This window comes from uncultured Flavobacterium sp., from assembly GCF_951805225.1.
Classification (GTDB): Bacteria; Bacteroidota; Bacteroidia; order Flavobacteriales; family Flavobacteriaceae; genus Flavobacterium.
This window is the reverse complement of sequence record NZ_OX638201.1, coordinates 2,540,485-2,560,748: the sequence shown is the minus strand read 5'-3', so window position 1 is coordinate 2,560,748 and position 20,264 is coordinate 2,540,485. Positions and strand designations below refer to the sequence as shown.

Annotated in this window: 7 protein-coding genes, 2 tRNA genes and 3 rRNA genes; 10 read left to right on the top strand and 2 right to left on the bottom strand. The window is 37.1% G+C overall.

What is annotated here, in order from left to right; all coding sequences use genetic code 11:
- Positions 1-206: 206 nt before the first annotated feature.
- The 3 genes from WN975_RS10185 to WN975_RS10175 all read left to right on the top strand — a co-directional run bounded on the left by WN975_RS10185 (position 207) and on the right by WN975_RS10175 (position 10,488).
- Positions 207-7,985, top strand: coding sequence for a S8 family serine peptidase (locus WN975_RS10185; RefSeq protein ID WP_337966443.1), 7,779 nt, complete (start codon positions 207-209; stop codon positions 7,983-7,985).
- Between the two features lie 127 nt (positions 7,986-8,112).
- Complete coding sequence (gene porV, locus WN975_RS10180; RefSeq protein ID WP_337966442.1) at positions 8,113-9,270, top strand: type IX secretion system outer membrane channel protein PorV; 1,158 nt, start codon at positions 8,113-8,115, stop codon at positions 9,268-9,270.
- 249 nt (positions 9,271-9,519) lie between these two features.
- Positions 9,520-10,488, top strand: coding sequence for an alpha/beta fold hydrolase (locus tag WN975_RS10175; RefSeq protein WP_337966441.1), 969 nt, complete (start codon positions 9,520-9,522; stop codon positions 10,486-10,488).
- A 106-nt stretch (positions 10,489-10,594) separates the two neighbouring features.
- Here WN975_RS10175 and WN975_RS10170 read toward each other — a convergent pair whose 3' ends face one another.
- On the bottom strand, positions 10,595-10,969 hold the full coding sequence (locus tag WN975_RS10170; RefSeq protein ID WP_337966440.1) for a secretion protein: 375 nt from the start codon (positions 10,967-10,969) through the stop codon (positions 10,595-10,597).
- Positions 10,970-11,483: 514 nt separating this feature from the next.
- Here WN975_RS10170 and WN975_RS10165 point away from each other — a divergent pair.
- Entirely contained in the window at positions 11,484-12,380 is an 897-nt protein-coding gene (locus WN975_RS10165; protein WP_337966439.1) for a carbohydrate kinase, read from the top strand.
- 51 nt (positions 12,381-12,431) lie between these two features.
- On the opposite strand, the gene WN975_RS10160 is transcribed toward WN975_RS10165, so the two are convergent.
- Positions 12,432-13,007 carry an NAD(P)-binding domain-containing protein gene (locus tag WN975_RS10160; protein ID WP_337966438.1) on the bottom strand — a complete coding sequence of 192 codons (576 nt, stop codon included), beginning with the start codon at positions 13,005-13,007 and terminating at the stop codon, positions 12,432-12,434.
- Positions 13,008-14,200: 1,193 nt separating this feature from the next.
- Between WN975_RS10160 and WN975_RS10155 the strand changes: the two genes are divergently transcribed.
- The 6 genes from WN975_RS10155 (at position 14,201) to WN975_RS10130 (ending at position 19,986) form a co-directional block, all read left to right on the top strand.
- Positions 14,201-15,714: ribosomal RNA gene (locus WN975_RS10155) — 16S ribosomal RNA — on the top strand.
- A gap of 128 nt (positions 15,715-15,842) precedes the next feature.
- Positions 15,843-15,916 (top strand) — tRNA-Ile (locus WN975_RS10150).
- Positions 15,917-16,024: 108 nt separating this feature from the next.
- Positions 16,025-16,098: transfer RNA gene (locus tag WN975_RS10145), tRNA-Ala, on the top strand.
- Between the two features lie 147 nt (positions 16,099-16,245).
- Positions 16,246-19,127, top strand: a 23S ribosomal RNA gene (locus WN975_RS10140).
- A gap of 159 nt (positions 19,128-19,286) precedes the next feature.
- Positions 19,287-19,396 (top strand): 5S ribosomal RNA (rrf, locus tag WN975_RS10135).
- The 16S, 23S and 5S rRNA genes sit together here with 2 tRNA genes alongside, the layout of an rRNA operon.
- Positions 19,397-19,830: 434 nt before the next feature.
- Complete coding sequence (locus WN975_RS10130) at positions 19,831-19,986, top strand: hypothetical protein (RefSeq protein ID WP_337966437.1); 156 nt, start codon at positions 19,831-19,833, stop codon at positions 19,984-19,986.
- Positions 19,987-20,264 lie beyond the last annotated feature (278 nt).

Below are 20,264 nucleotides of genomic sequence, written 5' to 3'. Positions count from 1 at the left end.
AAATGTAATGATGATTTATTCTCTATATATAAGATGTAACTATGGTTTGAAGCCTGACTATTTGATTTTTCCATATTCTTGCCCCGAAACATTTGATGTGTTGTTAAAACAGCAAGCTATTCGTAATTTTTTAAGAGTAGTACTTAGGTTTAAGAGACTGTTTTTGCAATTGCATTAAATTATTAACTAACCAAAAAACAACTTTAATGACAAATTATTACAAAAAGGGAAATCGATTATTATGGTTTTTTATTTTTTCGCTTTGGTCAGTTTTTTCCTTTGGTCAGCAAGCGACTTTTAAGCAAGGTGTCAAACAAGGTTCTGTAAAAATTAAATTTTCAGGACAGATGTCATCGGCTTTAAAGAAAATGAATGTGAGCACGGGAAAAAAGCTTACCACGGGAATTCTGGCTTTTGATCAGGTTTCGAGCAAAGTTGGAGCACGGAATATGCACAGGCTATTTCCGGAAAATCCTAATCCGAGATTAGAAGCAAAATTGCGAAAACACAAACTTGATTTATGGTATGTTGTAGACATTGACGCGAACCAGAGCGCAAAAGATGCAGTACTTAAATACAAGGCAATTGCTGAAGTAGAAACAGCAGAAACAGAGAAACAAAAAGTATTGTCTGATTACAATTTTAAGGCTGTTAAAATTGATGGTAAAAAATCTTCTGCAGCAGCTTCTTATTTTAATGATCCTAAATTGCCAGAACAATGGCATTATAATAATACGGGACAAACGGGATATCCAAACGGTTCTGATATTAATTTATTTAAAGCTTGGGATGTTGTAAAAGGGAATCCGGAAATTATTGTTTCGATTCATGATCAGGGAGTTGATATTGAACATCCGGATTTAAAGGCAAATATTTGGACAAACCAAGCTGAGCTTAATGGAGTTGCGGGAGTTGATGATGACAAAAATGGTTATATCGACGATATCCATGGTTGGAATTTTGACAAGAATAGCGGAGCAATCGAAGCTGAACCTCATGGAACTCACGTAGCGGGTACAATATCTGCGGTAAACAACAACGGAATTGGTGTTTGTGGTGTTGCCGGAGGAAGTGGTAATAACGATGGTACAAAAATCATGTCCGTTCAAACTTTAGGAGGCGGAAGTTTTGAAGAAAGTTATATTTATGCGGCAAACAATGGTTCTGTGATTTCTCAAAATAGTTGGGGATATACAGAACCTGGAAATTTTGACGAATCTATAAAAGAAGCGATAGATTATTTTATTGCTGAAGCGGGAGATTTTCCGAATAGTCCAATGAAAGGTGGAATCGTAATTTTTGCTGCTGGAAACAGTAATTCTGATGGAGATTGGTTTCCGGGTCATTATGAAAATACGTTATGTGTAAGTTCAATTGGACCAAATTGGGAAAGAGCAAGTTATTCTAATTATGGAACTTGGGTAGATGTTGCTGCTCCGGGTGGAGAAACTGAACTTGGATCTAAAAACGGTGTTTTAAGTACATTGCCAAAGAACCAATATGGTTTCTATCAGGGAACTTCAATGGCTTGTCCGCACGTTTCTGGTATTGCTGCACTTGCTTTGGCAAATAGAAAAAGCCAATTAACGCCTGAAGTTTTAAGAACTAAACTTGTAACCGGTGTTGTTGATATTGATTCTCATAATCCGGATTACGTTGGAAAATTAGGTTCGGGACATATAGATGCATTTTTGGCGATCCAAAATAATGCTGGCGTTGCGCCAAATGCCATTACAGATTTGGCTTTGACAGGAGTTGCTCAGGAATTTGCAAATTTATCATGGACAGTTCCAACAGATACTGACGATACAAAACCTGTTGATTTTCGTATTTATTACAGCACTTCACCAATAACGAAAAGTAATTTGGCTTCGGCAAAGTATGATATTATTAAAAATACGGCTGAAGCGGGAACAACAATTACTCATTCTGTTAACGGACTTTTAGGTCTTACTAAATATTATTTTACGGTAATTTCTGGAGACAGATGGAACAATTTATCTGAATTGTCAAATATTGTTCAGGGCACAACAAATGCAGGTCCAAAAATTACGGTTGATGATAATAGTAAAGACATTGTAATTGATGTCGATGCGAGCACTTCTTTTAAGGGAACGCATGATATGACTGTCTTAAATAATGGTGAAGGTGTTTTGAGGTGGGAATTTTTAGCCCGTCATAAAGAAACTGCTCTTTCAGCTTTTTCTGCAAAGAATATTAAATATCCTTCTGCAAAAACAGGAAAAGTTACTTCTGCAGTAAAAGTGGGTAGAACGAAATCTAAAATTGCAGCTTCATCAAAAAGCGCAGCAATAGAAACACTTGGATTTACGCCACAAGATAAAAGTTATTGTGATAATCCAACAAACATTATTGGAGACGAAGATACCAGTATTCCAAATTCGGCTGCGACAAAATATCTTGTTAATGAAGCTGATGGTTTCAACTTAACGCAAATTACGTCGTATCTAAGAGTAGATCCAAAATTTGGTCCTGTTGTAATCGAAATTTACAAAGGAACTTCATTAAACAAAGAGAATTTAATCTATGCACAGGAATATACACCTTTTAGTGCTACTGAAGGTTATGCTTCTATAAATTTGGATGAACAATTATATTTTCAACAAGGAGAAACTTTTTGGGTAGCATTGCACATTCCGGCTGGAAGTCTTTACCCTTTAGGAATTGGTTATGAAAATACAGCTGAAGGTTCAGATAATTGTTATATATCTTTTGATGTTGGACAAACTTGGGGACCATTAAGTGTAGCTCTTGCGAGTAATGATTTTGCATGGTTCAATATTGCAGGAAGTCAAAATAAATATTTGGGGGAATATTTGACTTTAGATCCTACAAGTGGTGAAGTAAACGGAAATGCAAATGAAAAAACAGTTCTTTCTGCTGATGCTTCTAAATTAATAAATGGTACTTATTATGCAAATGCTATTTTAAAATCTAATGATGCAACAAATAGAGAATTAAAAGTTCCGGTTACTGTAAATGTATCTGGTCAACAACCGGTTCTTAAAGCTGCTGAGAAATTGGATTTTTCAAGTGTATTTCAAGGAAGTTCTAAAGAGTTGGAAGTTGTAGTAAAAAATACAGGATTGGGGAATTATAATGATATTGCTCTTAATATTTCTAATCCAAACTTTGAACTTATTGGAAGTTATCCAAATAAACTTTCTGCAGATAGCGAAGTAACACTTAAAGTGAAATATACGCCAAATGCTACAGGAAACGATAATGGATTTTTGACGCTTACATCTACAAGTAGTCCTAAAACATTAAGAGTTATTTTATTTGGAGTAAGTTCTGAACCTGCAAAAATCGTAGTTGATCCAATGACTCAATTGATCGATAATGTTGCATTGGGAGATAAAGTTACGGCATCAATTACTGTAAAAAATGAAGGTAAAGCTGCATTGAAATATTTTGTTCCAAAGTACGATCAATCAGGAACCAGCGATACTTGGGAAGGCGGATATCACAAATACGGATATAAATATCGTACAAGTTTAGCATCAGAAACAACTCCGATAACCTATGATTATCAAGATATTTCTGGAACAGGAACAGATATTACTAATTATTTTAAAGCTGAAGCAAACAGATATTATCCTGTAGAAATGGGATTTGATTTTCCTTATTATGCTCAGAAAATGCAAAAACTGTTCATTAGTTATAAAGGTTTTACAACTTTTGATGATACAACAAACCCGGTTAATGAGCCAGCTTTAGACGGAGCGCCTTATTCGCCAAAAGGATATATTTCTCCTTTGGGAACTTATGTTGAGTTGAGCAAAGGCGGTTCTATATATTATAAAGTAGAAGCAGACAGAGTTATCGTGCAATATTCTAATCTTACTGATGGATATTCAGGAAATATTAGTGCACAAATGGTATTGTTTGCAGACGGAAATATTCGTTTTTACTATAATGATATTACTTTTCAGGATGATGCCTTAGGATATCTTAACATTCTTATGGAAGATTATGATCAGGTAGACGGAATTTTGGTAAGCAATTATAGTAAAGTAACAAAAGTTTATTCTGGATTGGCTTTAGGTTTTGATTATCCTGGTCCGGATATGATTACTTCTATCAGTAATGCGGGAGGAATTTTATTGCCTGGCGAATCTGCTAAGATGGATGTTGTTATGGAAACTGCAGCTTTGCACGAAGGTAAAATTAACAGATATGTAAATATTGTATCAACAGATCCGGTAAATACGCAGGTTAATCCTTTAATCCAAGTTAATATTACAAGTGGCGGTAAAGCAGAACTTACTGTTTCTGAAACAAATATTGATTTCGGAAATGTATTTCAAGGAGCTGTTGCATCTAGAAAATTTAGTATTAAAAATACAGGTACTAAAGCTGTAGCACTTACGAGTTTTACTTTAGACAATAATAAATTTCAAGTAACAGGCGAAACAAGTGCAACTATAGCACCTGGACTTATTAAAGTTTACGACGTTACTTTGCCGACTGATGTAGTAGCTGATTTTACAGATGCATTACATATTAAAGATGACAAAGGTGGTAATTATACTATCACTCTTGCGGGGAAAGTATTAGATCCTCCGGGAATAAAAGTTACTACTTTAGATTTATTAACAGAGACTTTGCAACACGGACAAACGTCTAAATATCCTTTATTGATCGAAAATACTGGTAAAGCAGACCTTGAAGTTGTAGCAACAGGAACAAATTGGTTGACAATGTCTGTACCGGTAAGTACTTCAGAAGCAATTCCGAATTTTACGTATAGTTATGAAACTTCAAATGACGGAACAAACTATCAATGGATTGATATTCGTAAAACAGGAACTCAAATATTAGTAGATGGTGATTTAAATAATGTTGATGAATATTGGAAAACAAAAACACTTCCGTGGTCATTTAATTATTATGGAAAGGATTATACAGATATTCACATTGGTACAACCGGATTATTAACTTTTGATCAACCAACAGAATCTCCTTCAATAATAGGAAACATGCCAACAGATCAATTGAAGACTGTTATTGCTCCATATTGGGTATTTGGTGCTTTTGATACAACAACTTATCCAAAAGATGAAGTAGGTGTTTTCTATTACAGCGATAATGATAAAGTGATTATTTCATGGGAATATTTTGTGAATTTCTTTGGTGGAATGGGAGATCCAACTTCTGCTCAGATTATCATTTATAAAAATGGAACTATGAAGTTTCAATATAAAGTTAACGGAAGCGGAACTGCAGATCGAACTACAAATTTGGCAAGTATTGGTCTTCAAAATGGCGATCAGTCAGATTTTGTTCTTATTTCTAATCATGCAAATGTAAATCACGGACAAGGTTTAGCATATTTAATCAGTCCGGCAAAAAAACATATAATTCCGGCTGGAACTACTTTGAATGCTCAAATTGATATTGATGCACGTAATATATATGCGGGAGAATATAATAGTACATTAAAATTACGCACTAATGTTCCAAATCAGGAATGGCTTGAAAAACCAATTAAATTAACCGTAACCGGAGCACCAATTATTACTTCAAACTTAGAAGAAATAAATTATGGTGAAATTATGGTGAATCCTGAAGTAAGCTATACTGAAGAATTTTTAGTTCAAAATACTGGTGCTGAAAAACTTCAAATTTCAAATATTTCTGTAGAAAGTGGATCTTCTGCTTACACGATTGAAGCTTATGCTTATTTCACAAGCTGGTTTGGTGGAGGTTATTGGAGTTGGACAAATATTAATGATTTAGCGGGAAGCTATACAGCGATATTACCGGGTGAAAATTCTAAATTCAGAATTACATACGCTCCAACAACAGCAGGTTCTATTACTGATAATTTAGTTATCGAAAGTAATGCTACAGTAGCAAAACTTTTGATTCCGATAAAAGCAGAAGTTACATTACCGCCAACTTTAGCAGTACAAACGACTGAAGTTAATAGTACGGTAAATTATTTAACAGATACAGATACACAATTTGCTGTTTTTGATAATAGTAAAGGTAATGGTGCTTTAAAATATGAATTGAGTATTGATTATTTAAGAAAAGCGGCAAGTGGAATTACTTCACGTCCGCAAGCAATGGCAAAAAAGGCAAAAACTGCCAAAGTTGATTCTATAGTAAAATCAAATCCTGCGCCTAAAGGTGGAGTTAGCGTTTATGCTGAACCTACTTTTAACCGAGTATTAAAGTACGAAGATAAAATGGCTGCGGATTCTCACTTTGGTTATGACGGAGGAGAACCTTTTACAACTGCAACCAGATTTAATGCTGGGAAAGACGGTTTTACATTATCACATTTTCAAACTTTTATGTTTGGTCTTGATAAACCAACAGGAACTATTGTTTACGAAATACGTGCAGGAGGAACTTCTGTAGCCGATGCAACAATAATAGATCAAGGTTCTGTTGATTATGTTTATGAAGGCGGTAAAACCGGATCTTGGGTTACATTGCCAATTAAAGAACCTAAAGGACTTTATCCAAACGAAGATTTCTACGTTGTGATTACATATCCTTATGAAATGGCTTATGCACAAGGTTCTATGTCAGGAATTGTAAACACTCCGGGTAGATATACATTAAGTGATGGTGAAAAATGGTATGATTTGCAAGCTTCAGATTTGTATCCTGGGAATGGATGGATGGTTAGAGCAGGCGAGCAAAATTTTGCTTCTAATGCATGGGTTTCTATCAACGGACTTTCAAACGGAACTATTGCTCCTGGCGGAAAAAAAGATGTTCAACTTGACTTTACTGCTGCAAATGGAGTTCGTGGAAATCAACACGCAGTTTTAAATGTAAGAACAAACGATCCTGTTAACAGTACAGGAAAGATTCCGGTTAAGTTACATATTAATGAAGCGCCAGTTTTCTCTAATGTACCTGTAGAAACTACAATTGTTAATGAAGCTTCAGAAGTAGTGGTGAAAATCGGCTTGACTGATAAAGAAGCTAATAAAATTACAGTTCAATCTGCTAATGCACCGGCATGGGCAACATTTGAATTGCTTAATGGAGAGCTTTCAGTAAAACTTGCTCCGGGTTATGAAACTGCAGGAATATATACATTGAATTACACTGCAGTGGATGATTTAGGTGCATCTTCAGCAGCATCATTAGAAGTTAAAGTATTAAAAACGAATCGTGCGCCTGAAGTTATTAAGTCAGATGAAATGGTTTATTCTAAATTGAATTATTTTGATGTGCGTCAATTTGGAGATTATTTCACAGATCCTGATGGAGATAAAATGACATTTAATGCAACGGTAGCCAATGAAAATATTGCAACTGTAACCGTTGGACAGGAATTGGGTCAATTTGTAGTTGAAACACATGCTGCGGGTGAAACAATCTTAACCCTGACTGCAACAGATGCTTTTGGTTTAAGTACTGTACAACAAATAAAAGTAACGGTTGTAAATAATAAAGCTCCTTTGGCACTTGGTGCACAAGCAATTTTGTTCAATAGATTGTCTGTTCAGGAAAGCTTTACTTATGATAAATATTTCAGCGATCCGGATGGTGATCAATTGACTTTTGAAGCTACTGTAGTAGATGGAAAAATTGCATCAATAGCGCCATCAGCGACTGGTTTTACAATTGAAAGCCTTTCTAACGGAGAAACTGAATTGATCTTGAAAGCAACTGATATTTACGGAGCAACTGCAGAACAACGTGTAACAGTTATCGTAAACCAATCAGAAGTTATGGAACTTAATATATTCCCTAATCCTGTTGTAAATACAATCAATATTAAATGGACAAGCCGTTGGGCTGGAGATGTTGTTGTTGAGGTTGTAGCGCTAAACGGTGCAATTGTACGCCAGTTTGATATTGATGATGTACAACTTAAAACTTACAGCCAGTTAGATTTGAGCACTTTGCCTACCGGAGCTTATTTTTTACATGTTAGTGGAAAAGAAGGAACGTCATCAGTATTCAAATTTATCAAAAGATCAGGGGAGTAAATAATGAAATGAAATGATGAAGTGCGTTGCGGTACAAGTTTAATGTTATAGCAAAATTACATTTGGTATTAAATATTGTATCGCAAAACGCATTGAAATTTCAATCAAAAACAATTAATAGATACACATGAAAAAAATATATTTTTTATTTTCATTACTCTTTGGAGTTGGAAATTTACTCGCACAAGCACAAAACAGGCCAATTGTCACCGCAGTTCCTTTTTTGCAAGTTTCGGCAGATGCCAGAGCTTCGGGAATGGGAGATTTGGGAGTTGCGACTTCAGCCGATGTTTATTCGCAACAATGGAACGCGGCGAAATATCCTTTTGCCGAAAATAAATTGGGTATAGGATTAAGTTATACGCCATATATGTCTTCATTGTCAAATGATACAGGTTTATTGAACTTAAATTTCTTTAACAAGATCAATGAGAGAAGTGCATTTGCATTCAGTCTGAGATATTTTGGAATTGGAGAAACTGTATTCAAACAAAATGAAGATGATGCCGGACAAATAGTGAAACCAAATGAATTTGCTTTGGATGGATCTTATTCCTTAAAACTAAGCGAAAAGTTTGCAATGTCGGTTACAGGAAGATACATTCGTTCTAATTTAGAAATTCAGCAAGCTAATGCAGGCGGTCATGCAGCCGGTTCATTTGCTGTAGATATTGCAGGATATTATCAAACACCTGAAACTGCTTTCAAAAACTTCAACGGTATTTGGCGAGGTGGATTTAATGTTTCAAATCTTGGCCCTAAATTAAAATATAATGGAGATTCTGGATCTGACAGTTTTCTACCGGCTAATTTAAAAGTAGGTGGAGGTTTTGATTTTATTTTTGATCAGGACAATACATTGGCAACTTCCATAGAGTTTAATAAACTATTGGTTCCATCACCGCAAAATAACCAAACCAATGCTCAATATCAGGATGCTGGATTTGTAAAAGGAGCATTTAATTCTTTTTCTGATGCGCCGGGTGGTTTTGGCGAAGAATTAAAAGAAGTGACTTGGGCGGTTGGACTTGAATATTTATACCAAAAAGCTTTTGCTTTAAGAACAGGATATTTTCATGAAAGCAGTGAAAAAGGAGATCGTAAATTCTTTACCCTTGGAGCTGGATTTAAATACAAGAAAGCCAAATTTGATTTTTCATATCTAAGCTCTGCTGCAAAACAGAAAACTCCATTAGATAATATGTTAAGATTCTCGTTGTCTTTTAATATTGGAGATAATAATTCTGTGACTAACATTGAAGAAAAAGAAAAACCGGCGAATTAATTTAATCGGTTAAATTTTATTTAAGAAAGATATATTAAAACCTCTAAATTTAATTTAGAGGTTTTTTTTATGAGAAAGCCTGATTTGATATAAGGTTAACCCGCATATATTATGCATTATAAAGTTTAGGGCTACGTTTTTTAATTTTCTGTAATTAATGATTTAAAAAGTGAAATAAAAAAGGCCTTATTAAACTTGATGTTGATTGATTTCATAGATTTGTAGTAAATATCATAAAATTTTTTTGTCATGCCACTAATTGAACAATCAGAATATAATTTTCCTTCTATTATTCATCGTAACAGGCATGTTTCTACTATTTATGCTGCTTTATTCAAAAAATTTGAAGTTCCGGGATATACTAGAGAAAAACATGAGTTAAGTGATGGTGATTTTATTAATATTGATTTTGTGATAAATGATTCTAAAAAGGCAGTTATTTTATGCCATGGTTTAGAAGGTGATTCACGCAGAACTTATAATAATAGTTGTGCGGCTTATTTTCAGCAGAAAGGTTTTTCAGTTTTCGCTTGGAATAATCGTACTTGTGGCGGAGAAATGAATCGACTTCCGAGACTTTATCATCACGGAGCAGTTGACGATCTTGATGAAGTAGTTCAGTTTGTTTTACAAAAAAAGTTCGAAGATGTTTATTTGATCGGATATTCAATGGGAGGAGTTCAGCTTTTGAATTATTTAGGCTGGACCAAAATCGATAAGCGTGTAAAGGCAGCGGTTTCGATTTCAGTTCCAACACATATTGCAACAAGCGCAGCTGTACTCAAGCAAGGCTTTAACAGAGTTTATTTAAAGAATTTTACAATTGATATTAAAAAAAAGCTGAAATATAAAGCAGCACAATTTCCTGATTTCATAAATAGCGATCAAATTGATAAAATTACTTCATTTGATGAGGTTGATCAGTATTTTACAGCACCGTTACATGGTTTTGCAAGTCGGGATGATTATTATCATCGTGTCTCTCCTGAATTTTCTCTTAAAAATATTACCACTCCGGTTTTAATTATTAATTCGCTTGATGATCCTTTTTTAGGCGAAAGATGTTATCCAAGAGCGATTGCTCAAGACAGTTCTTATGTTTATTTGGAAACCCCAAAATACGGAGGACATTGCGCTTTTCCATTACGAGATTCGACATATTCTTATGTAGAGAAAAGAGCTTACGAGTTTTTTGAATCTTGTAAACAGCCTGCATAACATTGTATCTTTTTATAAGTAAAATAAAAGATAAAAAAAACAGCCCAATTGAGAGCTGTTCTTAGTCAACTCAAAATGAGCTGTTCTTAATTGTGGGGGCAAAAAATTAACGCTGTAAAGAAGGAATCTGTTTTACAGTTTTGGCTTTGACTTTTTTAGCTTCAACATTAATTCGGTGTATTGTAGCTTTGCCATTTTCTATTATCTCCAGGAAATAAATTCCGGATGAATAGCCTTCTAAACTAATTGTTGATGATATTTCTAATATGGTTATTTCAGATTCTCTTGCGTAAACTAAATTGTAATTTTGATCAAAAATATTAAAAGATGAATTTTCGGCATTAGCTAGATTAAAGTCTGTTACTTTTCCGTTTCCGGTTGCTATAGTCAGAATGTAATCCCGAGGGCCTTCATCAGCATAAGTATAAATTGATGATAGTAATAAGTCACCAATTAACACTGTTTTGCTAAATTTTGTCATTATTTAAATATTTGATTATCAGTTATGAACGAGGGTGCAAAATTAGAAAAGAATTTCAATTTTTCGCAATAAATAATGTTTTTTATCTGTGTAAAATGCTGAATTGTAAATATTTAGGCTTTTGTATTGAAATATATGCAGATAGTTCAAGTATATTTGTTTTTTTGTATTGTTTATGTAAAAAAAACCTGCTAAAAATAGAAACAAAAAAAATCCTAAATTCATTGCTTTTCAGTTGTATTGCAATCAGATTTGTTTTAAATGCAAAATATCGATCAAAAACGATCTGGAACTATAGACAAGAGAGGTTTGTCGCTTGAGTATTTAATTGAATAAGTTTCTTTATATTTAATAATGGATATAAAACTGTAAAAGATTTATTTACTAAAAAACTGTTGAGATTGATATCGTTTAAGTAAATTCAGTTTCAGATAGTGAAACTTATGTCTCAGTGTACAGTAGAAAAAGCGATGATTAAATTGCTCGAATAGCAATAATATAAAATAATTTTAGAATGAATAACGAAAAAAATCTTAAGGCGGTTGCTTATGGAGAAGTACTTTGGGATGTTTTTGCTGACGAAAAAAAAATTGGCGGAGCACCTTTAAATGTAGCGTTGCGAATGAAAACATTTGGCTGCGATACAACCATGATCAGCTGCGTAGGAAATGATGAAGATGGTAAAGCAATTAAAGAACAAGTAAAAAGTCTGGGACTTGAAACAGATACTATTGTAACTTCAGAAGATTTCGCGACAGGTTTGGTGAATGTTACTTTAAACGATAGCGGATCGGCAAGTTATGAAATCAAATATCCATCGGCTTGGGATAAAATTGTATTGAACGATTTAGCTAAAAAATCAGTACAAGAAGCAGATCTGCTAATTTATGGCAGTTTAGTTTGTCGCGATAAAGTTTCGAGAGATACTTTAAAAGAGCTATTGAACACAAAAGCCTATAAAGTTTTTGACGTCAATTTAAGAAAACCACATTATACATATGAAATTCTGGAGGAATTAATGAATTCCGCTAATTTTATTAAGTTCAACGATGAGGAGTTGTCAGAAATTGCAAAAGCAATGCAATCACCATTTGAAAGCCTGGAAGAAAATATGCGCTTCATTGCAGAGAAAACCAAAGTAAATGATATGTGTGTCACCAAAGGAAAACATGGAGCATTGTTAATGTGGAAAGGAAAATTTTATAATAATGACGGTTATCCGGTCAAAGTAGTTGATACAGTAGGAGCGGGGGATTCGTTTTTGGCAGCTTTAATCACATCTTTGCTTACTAATAAATCACCACAAAACTCAATTGATTTTGCATGCGCGATTGGAGCATTAGTTGCTGAAGCACCAGGAGCAAATCCGGAAATTTCACCTTCTAGAATTGAGAGCTTGATGCGAAATTAAAATAAAAGCTAATTTCAAGTCAGATTTTATATTTCTTAAAAGATTATTATTTTAAATAAACTGCTCTTTACTCTTATTCACTTCGACATTTTGTAGATGCACTCTACTGGAAAGATCAATTGGCGAGAATTTTAATTTTCTTAAAAACTCCCTTATAGAGTTTTTCGAATCCTTATGATCTGCGATAAAAAATATGTCTTCCTTATCTTTTTGTTGGATGCATATACTGTTTGGTTTGGTATTAACAGGATTAAATAGCTTTACAACATGAGCCTCATGAAATAAAGCAGCTGTCGTTTTATAAGTCATGGCATTAGTAATGCCTGATAAAAGCAACTGAGGATCAAATATCAAACCACTGGTATGAACGATTAATTTCCCCGTCATATCAGGTAAGTCCTGTTTTAGCTTTTCCAAATCATCTTTAGGAATAAATAATACTATCATTTCTGTAGTAACAGCTTCCTGAAGAGAACCAAGCTGAATATGTGGTCCCATTTTTTCGACAACATCCCTCACAAGACTATTGCCTTTGGGATTGTACATTATAACATCATATCCTGCATGCGCAGATCTTACCGCTAATTCCATCGTAAGACTACTGATTCCTATAATTCCAATTTTCATAATCTTTGGGGTTTAATTATTATCACTTAGTAGAACTTAAGAATGCTCCTTATATATAATGGGAATACCACTTAGTTTTGTCTTTTTTGAAATACAGTTAAATTTAGCATAATTACTTGGTTTGTTATCAGGTATTTATACTTGTTTTTGAATCTTTTTTTGTGTTTTAATTCGGTTCTGAAGCTCTACAAGTCATCATTAATAATAATTAAGATGTTATGTAAATAGGTATACATATATAAGTATAAAATCACACTCCTTATATATAAGGAAGAATATCGTTCCGCAACCCGACAGGTTTTCAAAACCTGTCGGGTTTATTTTTGGTACCTAATATATAAAGACAAAGATCCACTCTATATATAAGAGAAAGTTTCATCCCTCTGAATGAACCGAAGGTTCTCAAGAAGCATTATTGGAATAAGGAGCTATTTCCCGCTATCCGTTCCAATCTTTTGCTTTTTAAAGAAAAAAGCAAAAGGATTTCCCCTGCTATCGGGGCTAGGGCAGAGGATTTGAGAAGAAAATACGTTCCAAAAGAGAAAACTTAGCGCCTTAGCGTCTTTGCGCGATTAAAAAACCTGAGCAAAACCGCAGAAAAAAGAACCTTTGCATCTTAGTATTTTAACGGCAAACCACCGAAAAACGGCAAAAACGCTCAAAACTGGCAAAACCTCAAAAAAAGTTTGATGTGTAAAAAACGCGAAACCAGTCAGTTAGAAAAAAGAATAAAAATAGTTTGGAAAAGGTATTGTTTAACTGAATAAACTACCTACTTTTGCACCCGCAACAGCGATATACGTTCACAGAAATACTGGCAAGCAAAGGAATTGAAACTGAAAATTTATTTTCAAAAAAAGATTTAAAAAAGCTTGTGAGATTCGAAAAGGGATATTACATTTGCACCCCGCAAAACAGGGAAAGTTCATTGAAAGATTGGCAGGTTTGAGAAGTTAGAGAGAAGAAAATTTTCTTAAAAAAAACTTCAAAAAACATTTGCCAGTTAGAAATAAGTTTTCTACTTTTGCACCCGCTTTGAGATACAGGCGAAACAAGAAAGAAACACGTTCGTAGACATATTGAATTGACAGCCGTTTTAACAGAGATGTTAAAACAAAAGAATAAGAGTAATAGAATCGTAAGATTTGAAAAGAACCACTAGAGATAGCGTCGAATATATAATATTAAAATATACGATGAAGAGTTTGATCCTGGCTCAGGATGAACGCTAGCGGCAGGCTTAACACATGCAAGTCGAGGGGTATAGTTCTTCGGAATTAGAGACCGGCGCACGGGTGCGTAACGCGTATGCAATCTACCTTTTACAGAGGGATAGCCCAGAGAAATTTGGATTAATACCTCATAGTATTATGAAATGGCATCATTTTATAATTAAAGTCACAACGGTAAAAGATGAGCATGCGTCCCATTAGCTAGTTGGTAAGGTAACGGCTTACCAAGGCTACGATGGGTAGGGGTCCTGAGAGGGAGATCCCCCACACTGGTACTGAGACACGGACCAGACTCCTACGGGAGGCAGCAGTGAGGAATATTGGACAATGGGCGCAAGCCTGATCCAGCCATGCCGCGTGCAGGATGACGGTCCTATGGATTGTAAACTGCTTTTATACGAGAAGAAACACTCCTTCGTGAAGGAGCTTGACGGTATCGTAAGAATAAGGATCGGCTAACTCCGTGCCAGCAGCCGCGGTAATACGGAGGATCCAAGCGTTATCCGGAATCATTGGGTTTAAAGGGTCCGTAGGCGGTTTAATAAGTCAGTGGTGAAAGCCCATCGCTCAACGGTGGAACGGCCATTGATACTGTTAAACTTGAATTATTAGGAAGTAACTAGAATATGTAGTGTAGCGGTGAAATGCTTAGAGATTACATGGAATACCAATTGCGAAGGCAGGTTACTACTAATGGATTGACGCTGATGGACGAAAGCGTGGGTAGCGAACAGGATTAGATACCCTGGTAGTCCACGCCGTAAACGATGGATACTAGCTGTTGGAAGCAATTTCAGTGGCTAAGCGAAAGTGATAAGTATCCCACCTGGGGAGTACGTTCGCAAGAATGAAACTCAAAGGAATTGACGGGGGCCCGCACAAGCGGTGGAGCATGTGGTTTAATTCGATGATACGCGAGGAACCTTACCAAGGCTTAAATGTAGTTTGACCGATTTGGAAACAGATCTTTCGCAAGACAAATTACAAGGTGCTGCATGGTTGTCGTCAGCTCGTGCCGTGAGGTGTCAGGTTAAGTCCTATAACGAGCGCAACCCCTGTTGTTAGTTGCCAGCGAGTCATGTCGGGAACTCTAACAAGACTGCCAGTGCAAACTGTGAGGAAGGTGGGGATGACGTCAAATCATCACGGCCCTTACGCCTTGGGCTACACACGTGCTACAATGGCCGGTACAGAGAGCAGCCACTGGGCGACCAGGAGCGAATCTATAAAACCGGTCACAGTTCGGATCGGAGTCTGCAACTCGACTCCGTGAAGCTGGAATCGCTAGTAATCGGATATCAGCCATGATCCGGTGAATACGTTCCCGGGCCTTGTACACACCGCCCGTCAAGCCATGGAAGCTGGGGGTGCCTGAAGTCGGTGACCGCAAGGAGCTGCCTAGGGTAAAACTGGTAACTAGGGCTAAGTCGTAACAAGGTAGCCGTACCGGAAGGTGCGGCTGGAACACCTCCTTTCTAGAGCCTCAAATGTTAGTTGATTAATCAACACGTTGAGGAAAAAAGATGCTATTGAGGTGCATTCTGAATTTAAGGATTCAATTACTCTTGCTGTTAATTCAAATAATAAATTTTAAGTAAAACAGAGTCTCGTAGCTCAGCTGGTTAGAGTACTACACTGATAATGTAGGGGTCGGCAGTTCGAGTCTGCCCGGGACTACTATTTAACTTGAAAAAAGGAAATTCTGGAAGTTGGAATTCACCAAAAGAAATTAGAGAAGAATTAAGAAATCTAAAGTCTGAATTCTACAATCTAAGATTGAAAAATGGGGGATTAGCTCAGCTGGCTAGAGCGCCTGCCTTGCACGCAGGAGGTCAACGGTTCGACTCCGTTATTCTCCACTGATTTACTGTGAAGATAGTAAATAAAAGTTCATTGACATATTGAGATAAGAAAATAATAAAAAGTAGAAAGCGTTTTTTGTTATAGTAGTAATACAAGTAACAAAAGACAAAAAAAAACGGTCATAATTGATTTTATGATTGGTACAATAAGCAAAATAAGGGCGTATGGGGGATGCCTTGGCTCTCAGAGGCGATGAAAGGCGTGATAAGCTGCGAAAAGCTACGGGGACGGGCACACACCGATTGATCCGTAGATACCTGAATGGGGCAACCCACTATGTTGAAGACATAGTACACCGATAGGTGGGCAAACCCGCTGAACTGAAACATCTAAGTAGGCGGAGGAGAAGAAAACAAAAGTGATTCCGTAAGTAGTGGCGAGCGAACGCGGATTAGCCCAAACCAATGATGTTACGGCATTGTTGGGGTTGTAGGACCACGATATTTTATGTACAAGGAACCGGAAGTTACTGGAAAGTGACACCATAGAGGGTGATAGTCCCGTATGGGTAACGAGTATAATAGATAGTGGTATCCTGAGTAGGGCGGGGCACGTGAAACCCTGTCTGAATTTGGCGGGACCATCCGCTAAGGCTAAATACTCCTGAGAGACCGATAGTGAACCAGTACCGTGAGGGAAAGGTGAAAAGAACCGTGAATAACGGAGTGAAATAGATCCTGAAACCATACGCTTACAAGCGGTCGGAGCCCTTTCGTGGGGTGACGGCGTGCCTTTTGCATAATGAGCCTACGAGTTAACGTTGCTGGCAAGGTTAAGTGGTTAAGCCACGGATCCGTAGCGAAAGCGAGTCTGAATAGGGCGCTTTAGTCAGTAGTGTTAGACGCGAAACCGTGTGATCTACCCATGGGCAGGTTGAAGCTGTGGTAACACACAGTGGAGGACCGAACCGGTTGACGTTGAAAAGTCTTCGGATGACCTGTGGGTAGGGGTGAAAGGCCAATCAAACTCGGAAATAGCTCGTACTCCCCGAAATGCATTTAGGTGCAGCGTTATGCTTAAAGTTGTATAGAGGTAGAGCTACTGATTGGATGCGGGGGCTTCACCGCCTACCAATTCCTGACAAACTCCGAATGCTATATAATGTTTCATAACAGTGAGGGCTTGGGTGCTAAGGTCCAAGTCCGAGAGGGAAAGAACCCAGACCATCAGCTAAGGTCCCCAAATATACGCTAAGTTGAAAGAACGAGGTTTGTCTGCCCAGACAGCTAGGATGTTGGCTTGGAAGCAGCCATTCATTTAAAGAGTGCGTAACAGCTCACTAGTCGAGCGGACGAGCATGGATAATAATCGGGCATAAGCGTATTACCGAAGCTATGGATTTACAAGCAATTGTAAGTGGTAGGGGAGCATTCTAACAGGGTTGAAGGTGTATCGTAAGGTATGCTGGACTGGTTAGAAAAGAAAATGTAGGCATAAGTAACGATAATGCGGGCGAGAAACCCGCACACCGAAAAACTAAGGTTTCCACAGCTATGCTAATCAGCTGTGGGTTAGTCTGGTCCTAAGGCGAACCCGAAAGGGACAGTCGATGGCTAACGGGTTAATATTCCCGTACTACTAATTACTGTGATGGGGTGACGGAGTGATGAAAGCGCCGCGAACTGACGGAATAGTTCGTTGAAGTACCTACCTATAAGAGATGCAGGCAAATCCACATCTTTTGGGGAAATACGATAGTACTCGGAGTCTTCGGACAAAGAGATAGTGCGCCTAAGGGCTTCCAAGAAAAACCTCTAAACTTCAGGTAATTAGTACCAGTACCGTAAACCGACACAGGTAGTTGAGGAGAGAATCCTAAGGTGCTCGAGAGATTCATGGCTAAGGAATTAGGCAAAATAGACCTGTAACTTCGGGAGAAAGGTCGCCAGCGCAAGCTGGCCGCAGTGAAGAGGTCCAGGCGACTGTTTATCAAAAACACAGGGCTCTGCAAAATCGTAAGATGAAGTATAGGGCCTGACACCTGCCCGGTGCTGGAAGGTTAAGAGGAGATGTTATCTTCGGAGAAGCATTGAATTGAAGCCCCAGTAAACGGCGGCCGTAACTATAACGGTCCTAAGGTAGCGAAATTCCTTGTCGGGTAAGTTCCGACCTGCACGAATGGTGTAACGATCTGGACACTGTCTCAGCCATGAGCTCGGTGAAATTGTAGTAACGGTGAAGATGCCGTTTACCCGCAGTGGGACGAAAAGACCCTGTGCACCTTTACTATAGCTTAGTATTGACCTTGGATAAATGATGTGTAGGATAGGTTGGAGACTGTGAAGTGGCGTCGCCAGGCGTTGTGGAGTCATTGTTGAAATACAACCCTTTGTTTATCTGAGGCCTAACCCCGGAAACCGGGGGACATTGCTTGGTGGGTAGTTTGACTGGGGTGGTCGCCTCCAAAAGAGTAACGGAGGCTTCTAAAGGTTCCCTCAGTACGCTTGGTAACCGTGCGTAGAGTGCAATGGCATAAGGGAGCTTGACTGAGAGACATACAGGTCGATCAGGTACGAAAGTAGAGCATAGTGATCCGGTGGTTCCGCATGGAAGGGCCATCGCTCAAAGGATAAAAGGTACGCCGGGGATAACAGGCTGATCTCCCCCAAGAGCTCATATCGACGGGGGGGTTTGGCACCTCGATGTCGGCTCGTCACATCCTGGGGCTGGAGAAGGTCCCAAGGGTTGGGCTGTTCGCCCATTAAAGTGGCACGCGAGCTGGGTTCAGAACGTCGTGAGACAGTTCGGTCTCTATCTACTGTGGGCGTTAGAAATTTGAGTGGATCTGATTCTAGTACGAGAGGACCGAATTGGACAAACCTCTAGTGTATCTGTTGTCCCGCCAGGGGCACCGCAGAGTAGCTACGTTTGGAAGGGATAAGCGCTGAAAGCATATAAGCGCGAAACCCACCACAAGATGAGATTTCTTTTAAGGATCGTGGAAGATGACCACGTTGATAGGCTATAGATGTAAAGGCAGTAATGTCATAGTCGAGTAGTACTAATAATCCGTAAGCTTATGTACACCCTTTTCCCGCACCGCAAGGTGCGGGGAGAAACTTTCTAAAATAGTAAATAAAAGTACTTTTCTTTATCTCAGTATGTTAAGATATTACTGCAATTTTAATTTTTAATTCTAAATTTTTAATTAAATGCAGAAGTTGCCTAAAGCAACTAACGACCTTAAGGTGGTTATTGCGGCGGGGCTCACCTCTTCCCATCCCGAACAGAGTAGTTAAGCCCGCCTGCGCAGATGGTACTGCAGTTATGTGGGAGAGTATGTCGTCGCCTTTCTTTAAAGAATCCTCATCATTTATTTGATGAGGATTTTTTGTTTTATAACCTTTTTTAAATGGCTGTTTTACAAAAGCTGTTCCTATTATCTTAGAGCGCGTGAGGGGTAGGAGCGATGTCCTTTTGTGATAACTTATACTTCTTATTTTCAACAAAAGCTACTATCACAAAAGATTTAGCGTACAGCCCGACCCATAAGGTAACGCCATAAATAACAAAACTTCTTTTATGGCTACAATAGTATCTTATTTGGTGATTTTTGAATTCTTTTAAGGCTTGTTTTTAAATTTTAAATGATTCTAGCATTTAAGTAATTTAAAAACACCTTAAATGGATTATTTTTTACAGTTTTACTTTTTGACTGATTTGTATCACCATTTTAAAATTCGGATCTAAATTTTATTGATAAATTTGGTTAAATAATAATCTGAAGGATGACAGAATTAATTGATGTGATTAGTAGTTTTCAAGTAATGGATTTTGAAACAGAACAAGCAATCCGTAAATACTTTATTGTAGAAAAACTTAAGAAAAATGAATTGATAATTCAAGAAGGAAGAATCTGTAATAAAGTTTATTTTATAAAGTAAAATTAAAATACCGTAAATAACTATGGAAAGAGTAGAAGATCAAATTAATAATTGCAAATAAGTTAGAAGAGCTGAAATCTGTAAAAGAAACTTTGGATGAATTTGAAGTAATAAAAATGAAGGGATACCGAAAAATGGATTTTGATTTTAAATTATAGCTAAATTAATTTGAGATTCATTAGTAATTCTCAGAACCTTGAATTTTCAATATAAATTATTTTTTATTTTAGGAAGTGGTTCAATTTGATAATGGTTTATTTTGGTTTTTAATACTTGTC

What these genes read in the sequence shown, in the direction of transcription:
- WN975_RS10185 (WP_337966443.1), top strand. Translation starts at nt 207, where the DNA reads ATGACAAATTATTACAAAAAGGGAAATCGATTATTATGGTTTTTTATT.
- porV (WP_337966442.1), top strand. Translation starts at nt 8,113, where the DNA reads ATGAAAAAAATATATTTTTTATTTTCATTACTCTTTGGAGTTGGAAAT.
- WN975_RS10175 (WP_337966441.1), top strand. Translation starts at nt 9,520, where the DNA reads ATGCCACTAATTGAACAATCAGAATATAATTTTCCTTCTATTATTCAT.
- WN975_RS10170 (WP_337966440.1), bottom strand. Translation starts at nt 10,969, where the DNA reads ATGACAAAATTTAGCAAAACAGTGTTAATTGGTGACTTATTACTATCA.
- WN975_RS10165 (WP_337966439.1), top strand. Translation starts at nt 11,484, where the DNA reads ATGAATAACGAAAAAAATCTTAAGGCGGTTGCTTATGGAGAAGTACTT.
- WN975_RS10160 (WP_337966438.1), bottom strand. Translation starts at nt 13,007, where the DNA reads ATGAAAATTGGAATTATAGGAATCAGTAGTCTTACGATGGAATTAGCG.
- WN975_RS10130 (WP_337966437.1), top strand. Translation starts at nt 19,831, where the DNA reads ATGACAGAATTAATTGATGTGATTAGTAGTTTTCAAGTAATGGATTTT.